The organism is Streptomyces sp. BB1-1-1, from assembly GCF_031597775.1.
Classification (GTDB): domain Bacteria; phylum Actinomycetota; class Actinomycetes; order Streptomycetales; family Streptomycetaceae; genus Streptomyces; species Streptomyces thinghirensis.
On sequence record NZ_CP134203.1, the window covers coordinates 3,520,247 to 3,540,332 of the forward strand.

The 20,086-nt window shown below is 69.0% G+C and carries 18 protein-coding genes and 2 pseudogenes; 8 read left to right on the forward strand and 12 right to left on the reverse strand.

Annotated features, from left to right (window positions below; translation table 11 throughout):
* Positions 1-6: 6 nt before the first annotated feature.
* The 5 genes from rpsJ to RI578_RS16140 form a co-directional block, all read right to left on the reverse strand.
* Positions 7-315 carry a 30S ribosomal protein S10 gene (gene rpsJ, locus RI578_RS16120; protein ID WP_003948644.1) on the reverse strand — a complete coding sequence of 103 codons (309 nt, stop codon included), beginning with the start codon at positions 313-315 and terminating at the stop codon, positions 7-9.
* A gap of 430 nt (positions 316-745) precedes the next feature.
* Positions 746-1,231, reverse strand: coding sequence for a hypothetical protein (locus RI578_RS16125; RefSeq protein ID WP_310871733.1), 486 nt, complete (start codon positions 1,229-1,231; stop codon positions 746-748).
* Complete coding sequence (locus RI578_RS16130) at positions 1,200-5,753, reverse strand: DUF6531 domain-containing protein (RefSeq protein WP_399060334.1); 4,554 nt, start codon at positions 5,751-5,753, stop codon at positions 1,200-1,202. Before RI578_RS16130 ends, RI578_RS16125 begins: the two co-directional genes overlap by 32 nt.
* Positions 5,754-6,238: 485 nt before the next feature.
* Positions 6,239-6,505 (reverse strand): SMI1/KNR4 family protein, encoded by a 267-nt coding sequence (locus RI578_RS16135; RefSeq protein WP_310871735.1) that lies wholly within the window; start codon positions 6,503-6,505, stop codon positions 6,239-6,241.
* Positions 6,506-6,577: 72 nt separating this feature from the next.
* Positions 6,578-7,615, reverse strand: a complete 1,038-nt coding sequence (locus RI578_RS16140; protein ID WP_310871736.1) for a barstar family protein — start codon at positions 7,613-7,615, stop codon at positions 6,578-6,580.
* A gap of 117 nt (positions 7,616-7,732) precedes the next feature.
* Here RI578_RS16140 and RI578_RS16145 point away from each other — a divergent pair, with 117 nt between their 5' ends.
* The gene (locus RI578_RS16145; RefSeq protein WP_310871737.1) at positions 7,733-8,110 is read left to right on the forward strand and encodes a hypothetical protein; all 378 of its coding nucleotides are present in this window, start codon (positions 7,733-7,735) and stop codon (positions 8,108-8,110) included.
* A 220-nt stretch (positions 8,111-8,330) separates the two neighbouring features.
* Here RI578_RS16145 and RI578_RS16150 read toward each other — a convergent pair whose 3' ends face one another.
* The 4 genes from RI578_RS16150 to RI578_RS16165 form a co-directional block, all read right to left on the reverse strand.
* Positions 8,331-8,978 (reverse strand): hypothetical protein, encoded by a 648-nt coding sequence (locus tag RI578_RS16150; protein ID WP_310875781.1) that lies wholly within the window; start codon positions 8,976-8,978, stop codon positions 8,331-8,333.
* 90 nt (positions 8,979-9,068) lie between these two features.
* Positions 9,069-10,427 (reverse strand): NADP-specific glutamate dehydrogenase, encoded by a 1,359-nt coding sequence (gdhA, locus tag RI578_RS16155; RefSeq protein ID WP_310871738.1) that lies wholly within the window; start codon positions 10,425-10,427, stop codon positions 9,069-9,071.
* Between the two features lie 276 nt (positions 10,428-10,703).
* Entirely contained in the window at positions 10,704-10,913 is a 210-nt protein-coding gene (locus tag RI578_RS16160) for a 4-oxalocrotonate tautomerase family protein (protein ID WP_310871739.1), read from the reverse strand.
* Position 10,914: 1 nt separating this feature from the next.
* Positions 10,915-11,685, reverse strand: a complete 771-nt coding sequence (locus RI578_RS16165; RefSeq protein ID WP_310871740.1) for an SDR family oxidoreductase — start codon at positions 11,683-11,685, stop codon at positions 10,915-10,917.
* A 77-nt stretch (positions 11,686-11,762) separates the two neighbouring features.
* On the opposite strand from RI578_RS16165, the gene RI578_RS16170 reads away from it, so the two are divergent.
* Positions 11,763-12,665: a helix-turn-helix transcriptional regulator gene (locus tag RI578_RS16170; protein ID WP_310871741.1), complete on the forward strand. Its 903-nt coding sequence runs from the start codon at positions 11,763-11,765 to the stop codon at positions 12,663-12,665.
* Here RI578_RS16170 and RI578_RS16175 read toward each other — a convergent pair.
* Together RI578_RS16175 and RI578_RS16180 are read right to left on the reverse strand one after the other, a co-directional pair.
* Positions 12,616-12,810, reverse strand: a complete 195-nt coding sequence (locus RI578_RS16175) for a DUF397 domain-containing protein (protein WP_310871742.1) — start codon at positions 12,808-12,810, stop codon at positions 12,616-12,618. The genes RI578_RS16170 and RI578_RS16175 overlap by 50 nt on opposite strands.
* Positions 12,807-13,655: a helix-turn-helix transcriptional regulator gene (locus tag RI578_RS16180; RefSeq protein WP_310871743.1), complete on the reverse strand. Its 849-nt coding sequence runs from the start codon at positions 13,653-13,655 to the stop codon at positions 12,807-12,809. Before RI578_RS16180 ends, RI578_RS16175 begins: the two co-directional genes overlap by 4 nt.
* A gap of 156 nt (positions 13,656-13,811) precedes the next feature.
* On the opposite strand from RI578_RS16180, the gene RI578_RS16185 reads away from it, so the two are divergent.
* The 6 genes and pseudogenes from RI578_RS16185 to RI578_RS16210 all read left to right on the forward strand — a co-directional run bounded on the left by RI578_RS16185 (position 13,812) and on the right by RI578_RS16210 (position 18,332).
* The gene (locus tag RI578_RS16185) at positions 13,812-14,243 is read left to right on the forward strand and encodes an ATP-binding protein (protein WP_310871744.1); all 432 of its coding nucleotides are present in this window, start codon (positions 13,812-13,814) and stop codon (positions 14,241-14,243) included.
* Positions 14,159-14,741: pseudogene (locus RI578_RS16190) on the forward strand (hypothetical protein). Before RI578_RS16185 ends, RI578_RS16190 begins: the two are co-directional and overlap by 85 nt.
* A gap of 88 nt (positions 14,742-14,829) precedes the next feature.
* The gene (locus RI578_RS16195) at positions 14,830-15,177 is read left to right on the forward strand and encodes a hypothetical protein (protein WP_310871745.1); all 348 of its coding nucleotides are present in this window, start codon (positions 14,830-14,832) and stop codon (positions 15,175-15,177) included.
* 315 nt (positions 15,178-15,492) lie between these two features.
* Positions 15,493-15,786 (forward strand): annotated as a pseudogene (locus RI578_RS16200) (hypothetical protein); the annotation flags it as partial.
* Positions 15,787-15,880: 94 nt separating this feature from the next.
* A complete protein-coding gene (locus RI578_RS16205; RefSeq protein ID WP_310871746.1) occupies positions 15,881-16,828 on the forward strand; it encodes a LysR family transcriptional regulator in 948 nt (315 codons plus the stop codon).
* A gap of 133 nt (positions 16,829-16,961) precedes the next feature.
* Positions 16,962-18,332: a carbohydrate-binding protein gene (locus RI578_RS16210; protein WP_310871747.1), complete on the forward strand. Its 1,371-nt coding sequence runs from the start codon at positions 16,962-16,964 to the stop codon at positions 18,330-18,332.
* Between the two features lie 143 nt (positions 18,333-18,475).
* Here the strand turns inward: RI578_RS16210 and RI578_RS16215 are convergent, their stop codons facing one another.
* The gene (locus tag RI578_RS16215; RefSeq protein ID WP_310871748.1) at positions 18,476-19,687 is read right to left on the reverse strand and encodes a hypothetical protein; all 1,212 of its coding nucleotides are present in this window, start codon (positions 19,685-19,687) and stop codon (positions 18,476-18,478) included.
* Positions 19,688-20,086: the final 399 nt, after the last annotated feature.

A 20,086-nucleotide genomic window follows, 5' to 3' on the forward strand; every position in this document is an offset into this window, starting at 1 on the left:
CCGCCCTCAGAGCTTGATCTCGATGTCGACACCGGCCGGGAGGTCGAGTCGCATCAGAGAGTCAACGGTCTTGGGGGTCGGGTCGAGGATGTCGATCAGGCGCTTGTGCGTGCGCATCTCGAAGTGCTCGCGCGAGTCCTTGTACTTGTGCGGCGACTTGATGACGCAGTACACGTTCTTCTCAGTGGGCAGCGGCACCGGGCCCGCGACCGACGCACCAGTGCGAGTCACCGTCTCGACGATCTTCTTCGCCGAAGAGTCGATGACCTCGTGGTCGTAGGCCTTGAGCCGGATGCGGATCTTCTGTCCCGCCATGGCTACTCAGTAGTCCTGTCTCTCGAAACGCTCTGGACCCGGTGATCCCTTGTCATTCCACTCCCCCTCCGACCCACGCGGTCGGGCGTGTCGCACTCTCGCTGACATGGATGTCCCTCTTCGGGACTTCCCTGCATGGGGAGTGCGGGCCCTTCCGGAACCGCGGACCGGGGGCGAGAGGCCCACCGGGTGCCTGGTCTGCACCCCGCTGACACTTCCCGGAAGATTCCCGTACGTCCGCCCCTGATCAGGGACGACGAGTACTGTGGGACTCGCTTCCGGTCCCCCCGGCGGGAGGCGCGCAGCATCGGCACTCGACCGAGCAACCCCGTTAGTCTGCCATACGGGGTGGGGGGCTGGCGAATCGGGGCGGATGACTGTACCCCACGTCACCAACTACGTTGGCCCGGCGCCGGCGGTGGCCTCCGCGCTATGGGCACATCGTCCGGAGAGCCTCTCTCACTGCCGCAATCGTCGTCTGCCACTCGGAGATCTCCTGCCCGTCCTCGTCGACCGTGGAGCGCGCTTCCACGAAGCGCCAGGGCTCGTCAGGTGAGAATTCTTCTTCCAGCTCATCAAGGAAGATGATCGAGTTCTGTACGTAGACGGTGCTTCCGGACCTGTACAGGGGCCAGCAGAAGACGAAATTGCTGTTCACCGGGTCTGTAATGGATGAGACAAGACACGACGTGGCGTCGTCCGCACCCTCGACGAGCACCCTCAAGGATCGCGCCCAACTGTCTTCATACTGACGCGCACCCCAGTAGGTGAGACTCATCGGGAAGCGCTCTTCGAACTCTCCGACCGTGACACGTCCCACGGCGTCGCCACCGCGGTCGGCTTCGGTCGGCGAAGGGACGGAAAGCACTCGGATGGAGAAGCTCTCATTTTTTGACGTAGTTGAGATCCGCGTCATAGGTACCGATCCTCTGCCCCTTCTTGTTGAACATTTTCCAGCCGTCGGAGACATTGTGGCCGTCCACGTCCGGCGTGATGTAGTTCTTGCCGTTGAAGAAGACCTCTTGCCCGTGGGAATAGAAAGGCGCCTTCTGGGCCGAGATTCTCCTTTTGTACCCTAGCTCCGCAGCTCTGTCGGCCGGGGTCGCGCCATACAGCTCAGCGTTCTCCGCCTGCCGCTTCTGCACGATGTCCGGGTGATACGGATCCTTCTCCAGCGCGGGAGAAGGCGTGTATCCCTCTGGAAGGATTTCGTCGTTCTGGCAGGGGGCAAGGCCGAGCGGGTCGCCCCAGGTGTGCGGATTGTGAACATAAGTGTCAGGGTTCGGGGCAGGTGTTAGGCCCAGCGGGTCGGAGCTGAGATAGCGAGCGGTTTCCGGATCGTAGTAACGGAAGTAGTTGTAGCTGAGGCCCGTCTCCGGATCGTGGTATTGCCCCGGATAGCGGAGCGGGGTGTAAGCGACGGCTTCTCGGTTCCAAGCCGTGCAACCCCAGAGAGTCGAGCGGGTACGCCAGGCGATTTGGCCCCGTTCGTCAAGGAGTTCGGTGGGAGTACCGACGAGATCGGTGACGATGGCGTAGAAGCGGCGGTCGATCTCCTGCTGGGGTGTACCGGTATCGACGGTCGTCTTGCGCTCGGTCTGCGTCAGAGGCCGCAGACCGTCGTGGTCCCACGTGAGCGTGATCGCTTCACCACTGCCGGAGCGCCGACTCGTCTGCTCACACAGAGTGCTTCCGTCCCAGACAAAGTCCACCTGCTCGACCACGGTGTCATCGGTCCCGGCTAGGCGCTGTTTTGCGATACGCCGCCCCAGCGGGTCGTACTGGTACCGCCAGCGCGTGCCGTCAGGAGTGACAACGGAGGTGAGACGGTCTTCGACGTCCCAGGTGTAGCGCCAGGTGTCAGGTTTGCGTGACAGTCGAGTCTTCCGGCGCAAAGTGATCCGCCCCGTGTCGTCGTGCTCGTAGCGCACGCCCCCGGCACGGCTCAGACGAGTACCCGCATAGCTGCGCGAGCCGACCGCCTCGTGCCCCGGCATGCCGGAGGGCCAGGAGGCCCTACTCTGATTACTCATCGAATCGTACTCGTAACTCTCAGTCCACCCTGCTGCGTGCACGCCCGTCACTCGGCCCACGGCATCCACGTCGAAGTGGCGGGTCCCGTTGAGCTGGTCAGTGCTGGCGATGAGGTACCCGTCCGCGCGGTAGGTGTAGGTACGCTCCTGCACGAGCGAGTCGTGCGAGCCGACGACGAGTTCCTGCCGTTTCAGGCGGCCCATGGAGTCATAGGCCTGTTCGAGCACGGATTCGTCACCGACGCGGCGGGATACTTCACGGCCTGCCGCGTCGTAGGTGAAACTCAGATACCGGTCGAGAGTGCCCAGACCTACGCGATTGCCCGCGGCGTCGTACGACCAATTACTCACCAAGCCGGAGGGTGTGGTGCGGCCCGTACGGCGTCCCATCGCGTCGTAGGTGTACTTCGTCGTCCGACCGTTGACGGTTTCTGCGACCACGCGCCACTCTCGGTCGCGTTGCAGGGCGAGTACCGCGTCAGGACCGGAAGCCGCGATAAGGGCTCCTGCCTTGTCATAGGCGTACGTGGTGACGGTGCCCGTTGTCTTCTTGGCGGTCAGACGCCCCAGGGCATCCCGCTCGTAACGGACGGCCTGGCCTGACGGCGGTGTCCAGGACACCAGTCGGCCGGCCGCGTCGTGGACGTAGCGCTGCGTACGGCCGTCGAAGTCCCTCTCCGCCGCCAAGCGGCCGCTGGGGTCGTATGTGTAGTGCCACTCCATGCCAAGTGGGTTCACGACCTTGGTGAGCCTGAGTTCCGCGTCGTGCTCGAAGACGTGACGCGCGCCGTCCGGTCCGGTCCGGGCTGCCAGCAGATCAAAGTGCGTGTACTCGAATGTGGTCACACCGCCCATGGCGTCGGTGTGGCTGGTGCAGTTTCCCTCTCCGTCATACTTCCATGACTCGGTACTGCCGTCAGGCGCGGCCCGACGCGCGATCTTCCCATCCAGGGTCCAGGCCAGGTGCGTGGTGGCTCCCAGTGGATCGGTCACCTCGACCGGGCGCCCGAAGGCGTCCCTCTCGTAGCGGACCGTGCCACCCGCCGGGTCCGTCACGCGGATCGGCAGACCCGCCCCGTCGCACTCCACCGTCGCGGTGCTGCCACAACTGTCCGTAATCGCGGTACGCCGACCGGCAGCGTCGTAAGAGAAACGAGTGACCGCCGACTCCGGGGTGCATGTGGTGAGGTGATTGCCCCGCTCGTCATAGGTATACCGCCAGGTGGCGCCGCCGGGCTCAACTATTTCAGTGGGCTGGCCGAACCTGTTGTACGTCATGGCCGTGCACGCACCGTCAGCATGCGCGATGGCGACAAGATTGCCGTCCTCGTCCCAGGCGTAGCGCGTTGTGTGTCCAAGAGCGTCAGTGCGCGCGATCAACTGGTTGCGGCTGTCGAAGACATGGCGATTGGTGTGGCCCAGCGGGTCGACCTCTCCGACGACCAGGCAGGCATCGTCGACGGCATAGCGAGAGACCGCTCCGGCAGCTGCGGTGACCTCGGTGATCAGGCAGTTGGGCCAAGCTGGGTCGATGCCTCCGTAGGTGAAGGTGTTGGCCAGGTGCCCGGCGTCCCCGCCCTGCTCCACGCAACGGTCCTGGTGGTCGTACGCGTAGTGATAGCGGGAGTTGTTCGTGTCCTCCCACGAGGTGATGCGCAGTCGTTCGTCGTAGGCGAACCGCGTCGGCTTGCCCGATGAGTTGATCACCTCGGTCAGATTGCCGTCGGTGTAGCCATACTGCTTGATCGCGACCTCGGCACCCGGCGCGTCCTCTGGGGCAGCTCTCAGATGCATCGCAGTGACGCGGTGCTCCTCGACCGTGAGCGTGAGGCAGTATCCGCCGGAGTGCCGGATGACGACGGGTGCGCCCGCGGAGTCGTACTCGAACGTGATCGTGTTGTGATTGCGGTCGGTGATGGACCTCAAGACCGCCCACCCGTCCCCGACAGGCGCGAAGTCGCGGTTGTGACCGGTGCTGAAGTCGGTGATCCGGTAATCGCCATGCTCCAGGCGCACCAGGGGCCACCGAGGACCGGATTCCGGGAGAACAGCGTCGTCCGTCTCTTCCGGATGCGGATAGGTGAGCAGCATGCCGTCTTCAGTCACGAACACGATCCCGTGATCGTCGATCTCCAGGCGCTGATCGATCGTGGATGCGCAGCTGGGACCGAACCACCAGCCACTGTGGTAGCCGGAGGACACGTGGCGGGTGAAAATGAGAGGAAGCGTTCCGGGGAGGTTGATGTCGGTCTGGTCGATGAACATGTAGCCGGTGGCTGGATCGACCGGATCGCCGCAACGCTTGATCAATGACTTGACCCGGTCGTACGCGCCTTTCGCCCCGTTCGCGACAGCGGTTCGACCGCTCTTGGCGAGACCTCGGACTCCATTGGCCATCCCCTTCAGGCCGCCCCTTATTCCCTTCATCGCGGCCATGCCGCCCTTGAGCCCCTTGGCTAGCCCGCCGAGTGTCGTCAGGCCCTTCATGCCGGGTATGCACTCCAGCGCGGCCAGCCCCACGTCCCATAGGGACGCCTGGCCCTTGCTGTATTTGTAGAGTGTGTCCGCCAGCACCACGAGCGCGGCAACGAGCACGATCGCACCGAGGATCGGTCCGCCGATGATCATCGCGACGATGCCGACGACGGCGACGACGACCTTGCAGACCGCGACGATGGTGTCCCAGTTGTCGGTGAACCAGTCGCCGACGTCCTCCCACCACGAACGGTTCTGGATACCCGCGTCCGACGCCTCGTCGATCTTGTTCTTCGCGTCGCGAGCGGCGTCGTCGCGCATCTTGCGCGCGTCCGCGGCCATCTTCTTCGCGGCGTCCAGCGCGCTCTGCGCGGAGTCCACGGCCGACTGCGCGTTGGTCTGCGCCGTCTTGGCATGCTGGACGTCCCGCGTGGCGGCACGGACCTTGCCCTCGTCCGGCTTGTCCGCGTCCGACTTGCTGCCCGTCGGATCGTCCTTGTACTTGTCGGCCTCCTTCGACGCCCGCGTCACCCACGAGTCCGCCGAGGACAGCTTCGACTGGGCGGAAGTGAGGTCGTCGCGGGCTTCCCGCGCCTTGCGCAACGCCTTGTCCGCCAGTGCCTGCGCCCGCTCCAGCTTCGGCCAGAAGTCGGCGAGGGCGTCGCCGCACATCCCGTACGACTTCTCGAGCTTGGTGAGGTTCTTCGGTACGCCCGAGAACTCCTCCTTGAAGACCGTCGCGGACTTGCCCGCCCACTCCGCGAGGGTGCCCTCCCCCGCCATGCCCTTGACCAGACGCAGCGCGTCGGACACGTCGTCGGCGAAGTCGTGCAGCGTCTTGGCGAGCGTGCGCACCCGCTGCGGATCACCCGGGGTCGGGTCCTTGTCCAGGCCCAGGACATGCCAGTCACTCGGCCTGTGGCCCACCATTCCGCTACCCCCGTCGACGCACGCGCCTCACCAACAACCGTATGCACACGTGAACTTACAGTGCTCGTTCGTTCGACGGAAAGGTGAGCCGACCGGGCGTCGGCGGTGAGGTGTGGGAGCGAAGCGTTGCCCCTGTTCTCACAGCCAGTCGTCCTCGACTTCTTCGGCCTTCACCGCGGGCTCGCGGAGGACGACCACGATCATCACGGGGTGGGAAACCTCGGCACTTATGTGGAACATCCGGCCATTGTCAGCGATCGGTCGACGGAGCCGTCATCACTCCTCCGGGAGCCAGGAGAGGAAAGCGTCGACCTCGTTCCGTACATGGGTTGGTGCACGGACGGAGTCCTTTCGTGGTGGCCGGCTGCCGAAACGGCGACGACGAGAGAGGTGGAACGAGCGTGTCCCGAGATTCCCCCTCACGGCGTCCTTCCGAACGCCGGTCGCCCCGGGACCATCCGGGTCACCGGTACCAGTCCTCTCCGTCACTGACGAGGGCACTGCGAACAAAGGCTTCGAGGGTCGTACAACGACCGGTACTGCTCGTCACTGCGGAAGGTGACGTTGTCGCTGATGATCCGTTCCGCAGACCAGACCACCTCGGTGCCGTACTCGTCCAACAGCCCGTCACTCTCGAGCAGGAGCGAGCGAAGTTCGGTCGGCAGGGCCAGTTGGAGTGTTGCCTGTATCCGTTCCAGGTCGCGAGGCGTCGCAGGTTCGCGGGGTTCAGCCGAGGGAAATTCGTCGATCACCTCACGCCACATCGCGTGCCCCCAACCTTTTCCCGCGCCGTGCAGTTTGGGTAGGGGTTCCAGTCCGATGAATCAATACCATTCCTGTGGGTTGAGGGACGCCGCGACAAAGCCATCGCCCGTGGTGACGGTCAGGTCGGGTCGGCTCAATCGGAGTGCGATCCTTCCAGGATTGAAGTCGGAGAACTCGAAAACGAAATGCTGGGAGACGGCGGGCCGGTCCGAGAGGCAACCATCAGCGTCGACCGATGAGTTCGCACGGGCCGCGCCCTGGCAGAGGACCGAGACGAAAAGGGGGAAGTGTTCAGCGTCCAGGAGTCGATCCGTACCATGGACGATGCCCGCGACACCCGTTCCGCCCGTGACCTCGCCGCATAGATCGTCCAGACAGTCCACCAGGGCGTCCCAGTTTCTTCCGTAATACTTCGGGAACTGTAAGGCTGCTGCGAATGAGCGATGAACTCCCTGCTCGGTCGCCAGATCGTGAGAGTCGAAACGGTAGACGCGACCTCCCTGCGTCTCCAACTCCGATAGCTGCGCACAAATCGCGCTCGCGCCTTCTCTCTGGGGGAGGCAAAAAACCCAAGGTTCCGACGTGCCCGTGAGTTTGAGATCAGTCATCTTCACTTGCCCGTCATAGCCGGAAGACACCCCGCGCAGCCGCCGCCACCCGTCCACAACGCGCCCTCGGACCGCAGCCACCAGCCCTCCAGTCTGTCTCGCACCGTCACGTACACCCACCGTCGCTTCAACCATGACGGCAGCTTCCGGAACGGACGGTACGAATTCCAGCGCGTCCCTGACGGGAAAGTCGGCGATGCCGCCGGGGCCCTCTGCTCGCAGGGCCGCGAACAGCTCCGGGGTCAACGTCCCGTTGAGACGGGCCACATGACCCGCCGCCGTGAACGCGAACCCGCGCTGAGCGGCATCCGGCAGCCGCATCGCCCGGACGATCCGAGGCGACGCCTCGTCCAGCGAGCAGTTGAAGGCCAACCCAATCGCTGCCGTGCCGAGGTGGTCCGCACCGCGCTCGAACGCGCCGTCCCATTCCTCGGGGCTGTCCAGACCCAACAGGCCGTCGCCGCTCCCCCAGTCCCACCCGGCTGCCATACCGGCTTCGCCTCCCCTACTTCGAACATTCGCGGACCGCAGCACACCGCAAGGGGACTGTCCGATCACCACGTTAGGGTCTTTCGGCAGGGGACTGTCGAACAACTGGGGGACAACATGACGGCAGCCGACTCGGGCGGGGTGAAGGCCGGCGAAGGTCAGGAGTCGCAGGCGCTCCGGGACGCCGGCCGTGCGGACAAGTGGTCGGTCGGGTGGATCCTGGTGGCGGTGGGGCTGTGGATGTGGTTCGCCTTCCTGATGCTCTCCTCGTACGGCCCCGAGTCCTACGACGGTGTGCCGCGCTGCGAGGGCCCGCTGATCGCCCCGCTTCAGCGGGACGGCTACTTCTGCGACAGCGAACTACGCCAGTGGCCGGCACTGCTCGGCATCCTGGCCCTGTCGAGCATCACGACGGTGGTTGCGGCGGCGACGACGGTCTACGCCAAACTGCTGTCCCGCCTGGCGAAGGCGTCCGGTCCCGAGTCGGAGCGCTGAGGCACCGATTGGATCACTGTCGCGTCGAGTTGGTCGGAGGATCGCCTCCCAGGTGGCCGTGTCATCGCTCGAGCGTCCAGAACGGCGAGATCCTCTTCCGGTCGGGAGATGCCGCAGCGCTCCACGAGTACGTTCGTCATGTCCCGGAAGTACTCCAGCATTCCCTCGTCGAGGTCGAGCACGAACTCGGCGGTCATGGCGCCAGGACCCCCGCCCGTCCTCAGTCCACGAACCGGAACGTCGACGTGATCGCGTCGAAGATGTCGAAGAAGGAGTCCGCGAGGTCGAGGACCTGGCTGCTGCCCGCGACCAGGGCGACCTTGCCCTCCTGGCCGGGGACCGGGATGTACGTCTGCATCAGGACCGCGCGGACGGTGCGGTTCAGGGCGTCGCCGGGGACCGGGATGTCCTCGATGCCCTGGGTGCGGGCGGCGGGGCCCACCCCGGGGATGTCGACCGTCGTCACCTTGCGCCAGGAGTCGCCGGGCTTCTTCGCCTCCTTGACGGCGAGTTGGCCGGCGATGGCGGCCGGGTCGGTGGGGAGCGGGTCGCCGGACGACGTGCGGCCGCCCACCAGCGACACCGTCACCGAGCCGGTGATCGGCGTGTCGCCGCCGAAGCTCTCCGCCATGCAACCGCAGTACATCGCGCCGGACTTCCACGCGTCCGACGCCGCCTTCTGGAGGAAGGTGACGTAGGCGGAGCGGGACGGCTCCAACTCCGGGTGCCGGCGGACGCGGTCGTCGACCATGCGGCGGATCGAGTCGTCCCGCGACTCCGGGCGTACGTCGAACTCCCACCACGTTTCCGGCACCTTGATGCGGAATCCGCCGCGCTCGACGGTCAGTGCCTCCGTGTAACGGGCCATGTCGTTCCCGGTCTCCCCGTTCGTCACTCGATCAGGTTTTCCGACATCGTCCCATTGATCGAGTGGGAGGAGACCGAGACGCCCGAACCGTCAGATGACCCCCTGCGCCAGCATCGCGTCCGCCACGCGCTCGAAGCCCGCGATGTTCGCGCCGGTGACGTAGTCGCCGGGGGCGTCGTAGCGCTCGGCGGTTTCGTGGCAGGTGGTGTGGATGCTGTTCATGATGTCCGTCAGCTCTTCCTCGACCCGTGCCGACGTCCAGGAGGTACGGGCGTGGTTCTGGGCCATCTCCAAGGCGCTGACCGCGACGCCGCCCGCGTTGGCGGCCTTGCCGGGGCCGAAGGCGACGCCGGAGCGCTGGAGGAGGTGGACGGCCTCGGGGGTCGTCGGCATGTTCGCGCCCTCGGAGACCGCCTTGACGCCGTTGCGGATGAGGGTGGCGGCGGCGTTCTCGTCCAACTCGTTCTGGGTGGCCGACGGGAGGGCGAGGTCGGCCGGGACGTCCCACACGCTGCCGCCGGGGACGAAGCGGGCCGAGGAGCCGCGGCGCTCGGCGTACGTGTCGACGCGGCCGCGCTCGACCTCCTTGATCTGCTTGAGCAGGTCGAGGTCGATGCCCTTCTCGTCGACGACGTAGCCGGAGGAGTCCGAGCAGGTGACGGGGTTCGCGCCGAGGGCGGTGAGCTTCTCGATCGTGTAGATCGCCACGTTGCCGGAGCCCGAGACCACCGCTGTCTGGCCCTCCAGGTCCTCGCCGCGTTCGCGCAGCATCGCCGCCGCGAAGAGGACGTTGCCGTAGCCGGTCGCCTCCGGGCGGATCAGCGAGCCGCCCCAGCCCGCGCCCTTGCCGGTGAGTACGCCGGCCTCCCAGCGGTTGGTGATCCGGCGGTACTGGCCGAAGAGGTAGCCGATCTCCCGGCCGCCGACGCCGATGTCCCCGGCCGGGACGTCCGTGTGCTCGCCGATGTGCCGGTACAGCTCCGTCATGAAGGACTGGCAGAACCGCATGACCTCCGCGTCGCTCCGCCCGTGCGGGTCGAAGTCGCTGCCGCCCTTGCCGCCGCCGATACCGAGGCCGGTCAGCGCGTTCTTGAAGATCTGCTCGAAGCCCAGGAACTTGATGACGCCCAGGTTGACGGACGGGTGGAAGCGCAGGCCGCCCTTGTACGGGCCCAGCGCGCTGTTGAACTCGACGCGGAAGCCGCGGTTGACGTGGACCCGTCCCTTGTCGTCCTGCCACGGCACCCGGAAGATGACCTGCCGCTCCGGCTCGACCAGCCGCTCGATCAGCCCCGGCTCGGCGTACTCGGGGCGGGCCGCGAGCACCGGCGCCAGCGTTTCCAGGACCTCGTGGGCGGCCTGGTGGAACTCGGGCTGGGCCGGGTTGCGGTGTTCGATCTCGGTGAGCAGGTGGTCGAGCGCGGTCCTGGTCTCGCTTCGCGTCGTCACGTGGGCCCTTTCTGGCACGGCTGACACCGGAGACGGGGACGGGGGCGGGGCCCCGGGAGGGGCAGGCCGCAGTCCGGTCGGTCCGGTGGTGGGCGCTCGGCGCCGTTGCCGCGCGCGGGACACTTCAGTGTTACGCGCATGTAAACGTCCTGGCCAGCACCGGGCGCCCCGTGCGACCACTATGTGAGATCGGGCTTCCGTATATCGGGGGTTTTCGTGACGTATGAGACGAAGGTCACCCGGACGGCTCGGGGTCCCTCCGTCCTGCGTCACGCGTCACGCGTCGCCGTTCAGCAGCGCAGCCGTGAGGACGTTCCCCGCGACGCCCCATCCGCCGTCGGCGACCTCATCCACGAGTACGACGGTGGTGGGGCGGGCCCGGTCGCCGTAGATCTCCGCGTAGAGGTCGGTGGTGCGTTCGATGATCTTCTGCTTGTCCTCCGGGGTGAGGGTGCCCTCGGGGACTTTGAAGTGGGCGAAGGGCATGTCAGATCATCCCTCCGTTGGCCCGCAGGATCTGGCCGTTCACCCAGTGGCCGGCAGGGCTGCCGAGGAAGGCGACCACGGCGGCGATGTCCTCGGGAGTGCCGAGTCGCTCCAGGGGCGGGGTTTTCGCTAGCTGGTCGATCTGCTCGGGGGTCTTGCCGGTCAGGAACAGGTCCGTGGCCGTGGGCCCGGGCGCGACCGTGTTCACGGTGATGTCCCGTCCGCGCAGCTCACGCGCCAGGATCAGGGTCATCGCCTCCACCGCGCCCTTGCTCGCCGCGTACGCCCCGTAGGTCGGGAACTGCGTGCCGACCACGGAGGTCGAGAAGCCCACGAAGCTCCCGCCCGCCCGCAGGCGCCGGGCCGCCTCCCGGGCGACCACGAAAGTGCCGCGGATGTTGGTGCGGTGCATCGCGTCCAGGGCGGTCAGGTCCAGGTCGGCGATGGGTGACAGGGTCATTCGGCCGGCCGAGTTCACCACCACGTCGATCCCGCCGTACTCCTCCTCCGCGCGGTCGAACAGCGCGGCGATCTCCGTCTCCTCCGCCACGTCCGCCTGTACGGCGACCGCCCGACCGCCGGCCTCGGTGATCGCCGCCACCGTCTCCTTGGCGGAGGCCTCGTCGTGGGCGTAGTTCACGACGACGGCCAGGCCGTCCTGGGCGAGCTTCTCGGAGACCGCCCGGCCGATGCCGCGCGATCCGCCGGTGACGACGGCGACGCGTACGGCCTCCGGCGCGGGAGTTTCCTGATGGTTCGTGTTCGTGGTCATGGCTCCACAGTGCGCCCGACCCGCCCCCGCAGCCAGGGGATGTCATCCCATGGGTCACCGGCCCGGCCCGGCGCAGAATGGAGGGCATGAGCGCTGTGAAGTACGCCGAGCTGGGAGCGTTCCTGCGGTCGCGGCGGGAGCGCATCCGCCCGGCCGACGTCGGGCTCCCGGCCGGGCCCCGGCGCCGGGTGCCGGGGTTGCGGCGCGAGGAGGTCGCCCAGCTCGCCGGGGCGTCGGTGGACTACTACAACGAGCTGGAGCGCGGGGCCGGATCGCAGCCGTCCGAGCAGATGATCGCCGCGCTGGCGCGTGCGCTGCGGCTGTCCGCCGACGAACGGGACTATCTGTACCGGCTCGCGGACCGGCCCGTACCCGTGCAGGGCGGGGCCGCCTCGCACGTCCACCCCGGCATGCTCGACCTGCTCGGGCGGATGACCTCGACCCCGGCGCAGGTGATCACCGACCTGCACGTCACCCTCGTACAGAATCCGCTGGCCGTGGCGCTGGTCGGGGACCAGTCCGGGCTACGGGGGCCCCGGGCCAGCTTCGTGCACCGGTGGTTCACCGAGCCCGACACCCGGCGCCTGCATCCCGAGGCCGACCACGAGAGGCAGTCCCGCGCCTTCGTCGCCGACCTGCGGGCCGCGGCGGCGCGGAGGGACGCCAAGGACCCGGAGGCCGGGTCCATGATCCGTACGCTGCTCAGCGTCTCCCCCGAGTTCGCCGCGCTGTGGGCCGACCATGACGTGGCCTTCCGGCGGGACGACCGCAAACGGATCGTCCACCCGACGCTCGGCGTCATCGAGGTCAACTGCCTCAACCTCTTCAGCGAGGACGGGCGGCAGCGGTTGCTCTGGTTCACGCCGGCCGTGGGGACGGAGAGCGCGGGGTTGCTGGATCTGCTGGCGGTGGTCGGGACGCAGGAGGTCGTCAGCGCTCCGAGGCGTACGGGAGGAAGTTCGTCCACGCGGTCGGGGTGAGGGCGAGGCGGGGGCCGCCTTGTACGTGCTTGGAGTCGCGGATGTGGATGGTGCCGGGGGTCGTCGCGATCTCGACGCAGGACTCGCCGTTGGTGCCGCCGCTGTAGCTGCTCTTGAACCAGACCAGTTCGGCCTCGCGGATCATGTCTCTCCCAGCAGTTTCTCGATGAAGGACAGCGACTCCCGAGGGGGGAGTGCTTGCGCCCGGATGGTTCCATACTGCAGCTCCAGGATGCGGAGTTGCCTCGGTTCAGAGACGGGACGTCCGTTGAACAAGCCGTCGGCGCGCCCCACCGCTGTACCGTCCGGGAACTTCAACAACTCGATCCTGCCGTCAAGCCCTGGATGGGCGTCAACGTTGGTCGGCATGACTTGCAGCGTGACACTGGCCAACCGCCCGATCTCCAACAGGCGTTCGAGCTGCCGTCGCCACTCCATTGTGCCCCCGACCTGCCGACGCAGGGGCGCCTCTTCCAGCACAAAGTGCATCGAGGGAGCCGGATCGCGCTCGTACACCGATTGCCGGGCCAACCGCGCGGCCACCATGCGTTCGACATCGTCGGGTGAGTAGGGCGGCTGCGCCGCCCCGATCAAGACCCGCGCGTGCTCCGGCGTCTGCAACAACCCCGCGATGATGTTGCATTCGTACACGCCGATCTCGACCGCCTTCGCCTCCAGCTTCCCCAGCTCCCGCACCTTCTTCGGGTATCGGACCTTCTTCACGTCCTCCCACGCCGCCGCGATGAGCCCACCCGCATCCAGCACCTCGTCGGCCCTGTCCAGGTACTCCTGCCGGGGAATCCGCTTGCCACCCTCGACCTTGTATACGAGGTCCTCCCCGTAACCGACCGCCACTCCGAAGTCGGCGGCCCGCATCCCCACCGCCTCGCGACGGAGCTTCAACTGCCGTCCCACCGTGGTGATGACCGCGACGCCCCACTCGTCGTCAGGGTCCACCTCCCACCCCGGCTGATCCGTCTCGACTGTCATCCCGCGCCCCTTCGTCGTACGCACAGCGTTGCCCCAGCGCCCTACCCGCAGGTCCCTCCCGACAGCACCGACACCACCGGACAACAACCGGACAGTCACCGTACGTACCCGCTGAGTCACTTCTCACCGTACGCAAGCACCACCACGCTGAGTGACGTGAACCAGAAATCCGCCGAACTCCCTACCCGTGTCCGCAACTTCAGCGTGCAGCTCTCCCCCACGCCACGCGGCGCCCGCCTCGCCCGCCTGCTCGCGACCGAGCAGCTCCGCGCCTGGGGCCTGCCCCTGGACCCGGCACGCCAGCTCATCGCCGAGCTGGCCTCCAACGCGGCGGCCCACGGACGCGTCCCCGGCCGCGATTTCCGGCTCACCCTCTACGTCGTCGGCGCGACCCTCCGCATCGAGGTCACCGACACCCGGGCCGAGCGGCTCCCCGACGTCCGGACACCCCCACCCGACGCGGAATCGGGCCGTGGGCTGCTGCTGGTCGAGGCGTTGGCGGACTGCTGGGGAGTGACCGAGGGCCGCTTCCCGCGCAAGACGGTGTGGGCGGAACTGCGTTGCACGCCACCGGAACCCACCTTCTGAGGTTCCGGTGCCGTCGGCGCCTGGCCCAGCACAAGGAGCTGTCACTCCTGGCGATCGGCCTCGCCTGCCACATCCAGTCGCTGCCCACGGGCGCGGGCGTCGACATCAAGTCCCTCACCGCCCGCTTTCCCGAGGGCCCGACCCGGATCGCCGCCGCACGGCACACGCACGCGCACCCGCAAGGCCCTCCCCGCCGTACCGCAGCCCACCAGCAAGGCCCCTTCTCTCTTCCAGGCGGCCGCCGACCTCCCGGACGAGCCGCTCCGCCGCCCGGCCGCCCTCCTGGCCCACCGCCTCACCGACCGGCTGCCGCCCCCGGCCCCGTTCCGCGCCCCGACGGCTGCCCCACCACTCCGGCACCAGCTCCGGAACTGCGAGGGCTGCGACCGCGGCTTCCGTGCCCCCGAAACGGAGGACCGCTGCCGCGACTGCCGGGCAACGACAGGCGACGACTCGACCGCGTCGCCATTTGGCCGCACCCCCTCACACCACTGCTGACCTGGAGAAACACTCATCGATGTTCGCGTCCCGATACCACGACCGTCCCGGACGACTAACCTGGCCAGTGCACTCCCGGGAAGACTCCATGAGCACGCAGGCCGAGCACGGACACCAACTGGTTCCCCGCCCCGAGCAGACCCCGGACGCCCTGCGGGCCGCGCTCGCCGTCATCGCCCCTGGACGCCTGCCGGAGATGCAGCGGACGAAGGACGAGGCGTTCGCCAAGGCAGTGGAGTGGCAATCGCTCAGCCCCGTGCGAGGCTGGGTCCTGACCTGGGCTCGCGACATCGAGATCGCCCGCCGCCCCGACCTCGCCGCCCGCCACGCCCGTGCCAAGCACAGGCTGGAGCATGAGGACCCGACCGTCGCCCGGGAAGCCCTACGGGAGTTGAGCACCGTCCTGGACGAGGCGATGAAGGCGGTACGCGCTTGAGCTGAGGCTGGGAGTACGTCTTCGGCGCGGAGGAAGCCGCCCGCACCGCCGCCCCCGCCTCTCTCACCGAAGTGGGGCGCAAGGCTGCCGAGTTGGTCAGAGCGGCCGAAGCACAATACCTGCACGGTGGCGCTCACGAAGGGGACGATCCGCAGTGCGGTGACATCACAGTTCCCGGCGGGATGTTCACGTACCAGGTCGTCGTGCGAGCCGAACGCGTCTACGTCGTCCAGATCACGTACCTGGGCTTCTGAGCCGGCACCCGCCCGAGAAAGTACGTCGCAATCCGGCTCGTCGCATCCGCCACTCAAGGCCGGGAACCTCCCGGCCCGACACCTCTGAAGGAAACTGGTGGCCGTGGACCTCTCGTTCTACAAGTCCTACATCTCCGAAGAGATCCGCGACGAAGGCCGCGAGCAGGGCCGCGCCCAGGGCCGCGCCCAGGGCCGGGCCGAGGACATCCTCCTCGTCCTGGAGCAGCGGGGCCTCGCCGTCTCCGACGACGTCCGCAGGCGCGTCACCGACTGCGACGACCCCGAGGTCCTGCGCCACTGGCTCGCCCGTGCCGTCACCGCGCCGAAGGCCGAGGAGATCTTCGAAGAGGAGTGAGCCCCTCTGCGAGAGCCGGGCTCCCTGGCACCTCACCGTCACAGGTCCGGACCAACCTCTTGCCCCCGCCCCTCCCTCGTCGCAAGCTCCCCTCATGGAGCTGGAGTTGCGGCATCTCAAGACGGTACGGGCCATCGCCGACGCCGGGAGCCTCACCAGGGCGGCGACGGCTCTCGGGCTCGCGCAGCCCGCGCTGAGCGCACAGCTCAAGCGGATCGAACGGGCCCTGGGCGGCGCGCTGTTCGTGCGCGGTCGGCACGGCGTGCGGGCCACCGCGCTGGGCGAGCTGGTGCTGGAGCGCAGCCGGATCGTGCTGCCCGCGGTGACCGAGTTGCAGCAGGAGGCGGCCCGGTTCGCGCGGGCGCCGCGCACCGCCGAGCGGCTTCGGCTGGGCGGTACGCACGGCCCGCTGCTGGGTGCTCTGGTCGACCGGCTGGCCGATGTGGCGCCCGAGGCCCGGATGACGACCTGCACCTCCTGGTCCGAGCGGGAGCTGGCCGAGCAACTCGCCGAGGGTCGGCTGGACTTCGCGCTCGCCGGGACCTGCGGCTCCGCCGCCCCGCCCGGTGCCGAGGGGCTGGTCTGGCGGGAGGTCGCCGTCGACCCGGTGTTCGTGATGATGCCCGTCGGTCATCCGCTCGCCCACCGGCCGGAGGTGGACCTGACCGAGCTGGCGGGCGAGGAGTGGGCCTGCGTACCCGGTGACGGCTGCTTCGGCGACTGCTTCTCCGCGTCGTGCGCCCGCGCCGGATTCACCCCGCGCCGCATGTACGAGACCGACACCGCGTCCCTGGTGCATCTGGTGCAGGTGGGGCGGGCGGTCGGGCTGTGCCGGGCGACGTTCCCGACCACGCCCGGCATCGTCACCCGGCCGCTCACCGGCACGCCGCTGGCCTGGCGGCATCTGCTCGGCTGGCACGCGGTGACGCAGCGGCAGGACACCGCCGCGACCGTGCTGGCGCAGGCGCGCATGGCGCACGCGGGGGTGGCGGCGAGCAGTGACAGCTACACGGAGTGGATGGCGGCGCACCGCGTGCCCTGACCAACCCGTCCCCCTTCGCTTCCCTCGCACGCCTTCCATAACACCGGGGAGAGGGCCGGCCGACGTCTTATGGCCGCCGGTCGTCCCTCCCTACGGTTTCGGCACCTCCCCACCGAGACCGAGGAGATCCCCCATGCCCCACCGACACCGACACACCAGAGCCATGGGTGCCGCCGTCGCCGCGACGGCCGCCCTGCTCGTGGCCGGGCTCAGCGGCTCCGCGAGCGCCGGGACGGCACCCTCCGACCCCGCCCCCACCGCCGCCGAGAGCCTCCGTGCCGACACCGCGCCGCCCGCCCTGCTCCGGGCCATGCAGCGCGACCTCGGCCTCGACCGGGAGCAGGCCGAACGCCGTCTCGTCAACGAGGCCGACGCGGGCGCCACGGCGGGACGGCTGCGTGCCGCGCTCGGCGGTGACTTCGCGGGCGCGTGGGTGCGGGGCGCCGAGTCCGGCACGCTGACCGTGGCGACGACGGACGCGGGCGACGCCGCGACCATCGAGGCCGAGGGCGCCGTGGCGAAGGTCGTACGCCACTCCCTCGCCGACCTCGACGCGGCCAAGTCCCGGCTGGACCGGGCCGCCGCCGAACGGAACACCACCGACGCGCCGGTCCGGTACGTCGACGTGCGGACGAACACCGTCACCGTGCAGGCCGTACGCCCGTCCGCGGCGCGCACGCTCCTCGACGCCGCCGGTGTCGACGCCCGGCTCGCCCGGGTCGAGACGTCGGCCGAGCAGCCCCGGCCGTTCTACGACCTGCGGGGCGGTGAGGCGTACTACATCAACAACAGCGGGCGCTGCTCGATCGGCTTCCCCGTCACCAAGGGCAGCCAACAGGGCTTCGCCACCGCCGGTCACTGCGGGCGGACCGGGGCGAGCACGAGCGGCGCCAACCGGGTGGCCCAGGGCACCTTCCAGGGGTCGATCTTCCCCGGGCGTGACATGGCGTGGGTGGCGACCAACTCCCAGTGGACCGCGACTCCGTACGTCAGCGGCGCCGGAGGCCAGAACGTCCAGGTCACCGGGTCCACCCAGGCGCCGGTCGGCGCGTCCGTGTGCCGCTCCGGTTCCACCACCGGCTGGCACTGCGGCACCATCCAGCAGCACAACACCAGCGTGACCTACCCCGAGGGCACCATCAGCGGCGTCACCCGCACCACGGTGTGCGCCGAGCCCGGCGACTCGGGTGGCTCGTACATCTCGGGCAGCCAGGCGCAGGGCGTCACCTCGGGCGGCTCGGGCGACTGCCGCAGCGGCGGTACGACGTTCTACCAGCCGATCAACCCGCTGCTCCAGAACTACGGCCTCACCCTGAAGACGACCGACGACGGCGGCCCCGAGGAGCCCCCGCCGGGTGAGGGCGGCACCTGGGCGGCCGGCACCGTCTACCAGCCGGGCGACACCGTGACGTACGGCGGCGCCACCTACCGCTGCCTCCAGGGCCACCAGGCCCAGCAGGGCTGGGAGCCGTCGAACGTTCCGGCGCTGTGGCAGCGGATCTGAGCGGCTGAGGGACCCACGGGGGACGGCGGCCCCCGGGACGACCCGCGGGGGGCGTCCCACGGGGACGACGGGACGGGCCCGGGTGCGCAGTGGGAGAGCACCCGGGCCCGGTCACGTCGTCGGGTACGCGGGAGGCGTTCGGATCAGGTGCGGGTGACCCGCCCGCAGTCCTCCGACTCGGACCCGGTGAGGGGCTGACTGCGGTCGTAGGGGTCCGTCAGCGGCCCGGTCGGCCGCTCACCGCTGGGGCCGTCGTCGGCGAACCCGGGGTGCAGATAGCCGTCGTGCACGTCACAGGCGGTGTTGCCGTGCTCCGTGAAGTACTTCTCCAGCAGGAGCTTGCCCTCGGTCACGTCCCACCTGGCCGGGTCGTTCAGCGTCAGGGTGAGCACGCGGCGGACGATCGTGCGCGCCACCTCCCCGTCGCCTCCCTCCGCCCGCACCAGCGGGTAGACGAAGGTGTAGTCCGCGTTCACCTTCACCACGCCCGGCTTCCCCGCGGCCAACGTCATGCGGCCGCGGACCTTGACCACGTCGCCGGCCAGGCGGGTCTCGTCCGGGTCGAAGCGGGTGAAGAGCTTGAGCGGGTCGTGCTCCTCGTCCGGTGCGCGCAGCGACCGGCGCAGCTTGGGCAGCAGCTCCGGTTGCTTCGGGTCGAGGACGGCCAGCGCCTTGTCCGGCCGTTCCCCGCGCAGTACGCCGGGGTCGAGGTTGGCGGCGACCAGCAGCTCCTTGGTGCGGCGCAGCGCGAACGCCACGTCCTCCTCGCTCATGCCGGCGAGTGCCTTCGCCTCCGGTATCTCGATGGCGTCGGGGCCCTCGGCCCACCGCTCGGCCGGCGAGCCGCGGAAGGGGTGCTCGCGCGTGGCCCGCCCGGACCGAGCGGGGTCGCCCGGGGCGCCGGTCGGTCGCGCGGTCTCGGCCGCCAACGGCCGCTCGGAGCCGCCGTCCCCGCCCGGCAGCCGGTCCAGCACCAGCGAGGGCCGTACGGCGACGACCGCGAGCGCCACCAGCGCCACCACGCCGGCGCCCACGCCCAAGCGACGCCGGCGCGAGCCGCCGCCCTTCCCCTCGTGCGATGCCGGGCCCGTACGCCATCCCGGCGGGGTGGCGGGCGGCGGCCCCTGGGCCTTCCCCTTCCGGCCACCACGACCGCCGCCGGGGTGCGCACGTTGCGCCGCCTCGTCCTCCTCCCGCAACCGCCGGGCCACCATCCGCGCCCGCGCGGAGGGTTCCTTGGGCGCGGAGGTGCCGCCACCCTCGGCGGCCTCCCGCAGGAACGACGCCAGCTGCTCGTCGGACAGGGAGGGGGCCGACTCGTCGTCGGGGCGGTCGGGAGGCGGAACGGTGCTCACGGACTCACTTCCAGGTGGCGACGCGGGGCTGGGTCTGAGGCTGGGTCTGGGGCTTACGACGATCTGACGATCAATGGTGGCGTCGCGTGGAGGAGGAGTGCACCACCGCGTGGAAGTCGTGACAGAACTGCCGCGTACGGCGGGGCCATCCGCCCAGGGGGCCTGTCGGGGGTATGTCCGGCCCTACTCGAGTTCTCGCCCCTGCCGCACTGCGCCGTGAGCGCGTCGGGTACGTGTGCCAGGCGTCCAGCCTGCCGCCGTCGCCGACCGGCGCGCTGGACTCGCGGACCGGCCGCGAGGTGCTGGCGTTACTGCGCGGCATGGGCGACCGCGAGGGTCGGACGGTCGTCATGATCACGCACGAACCGGTGGCCGCCGCTTACGCCGACCGGGTGGGCG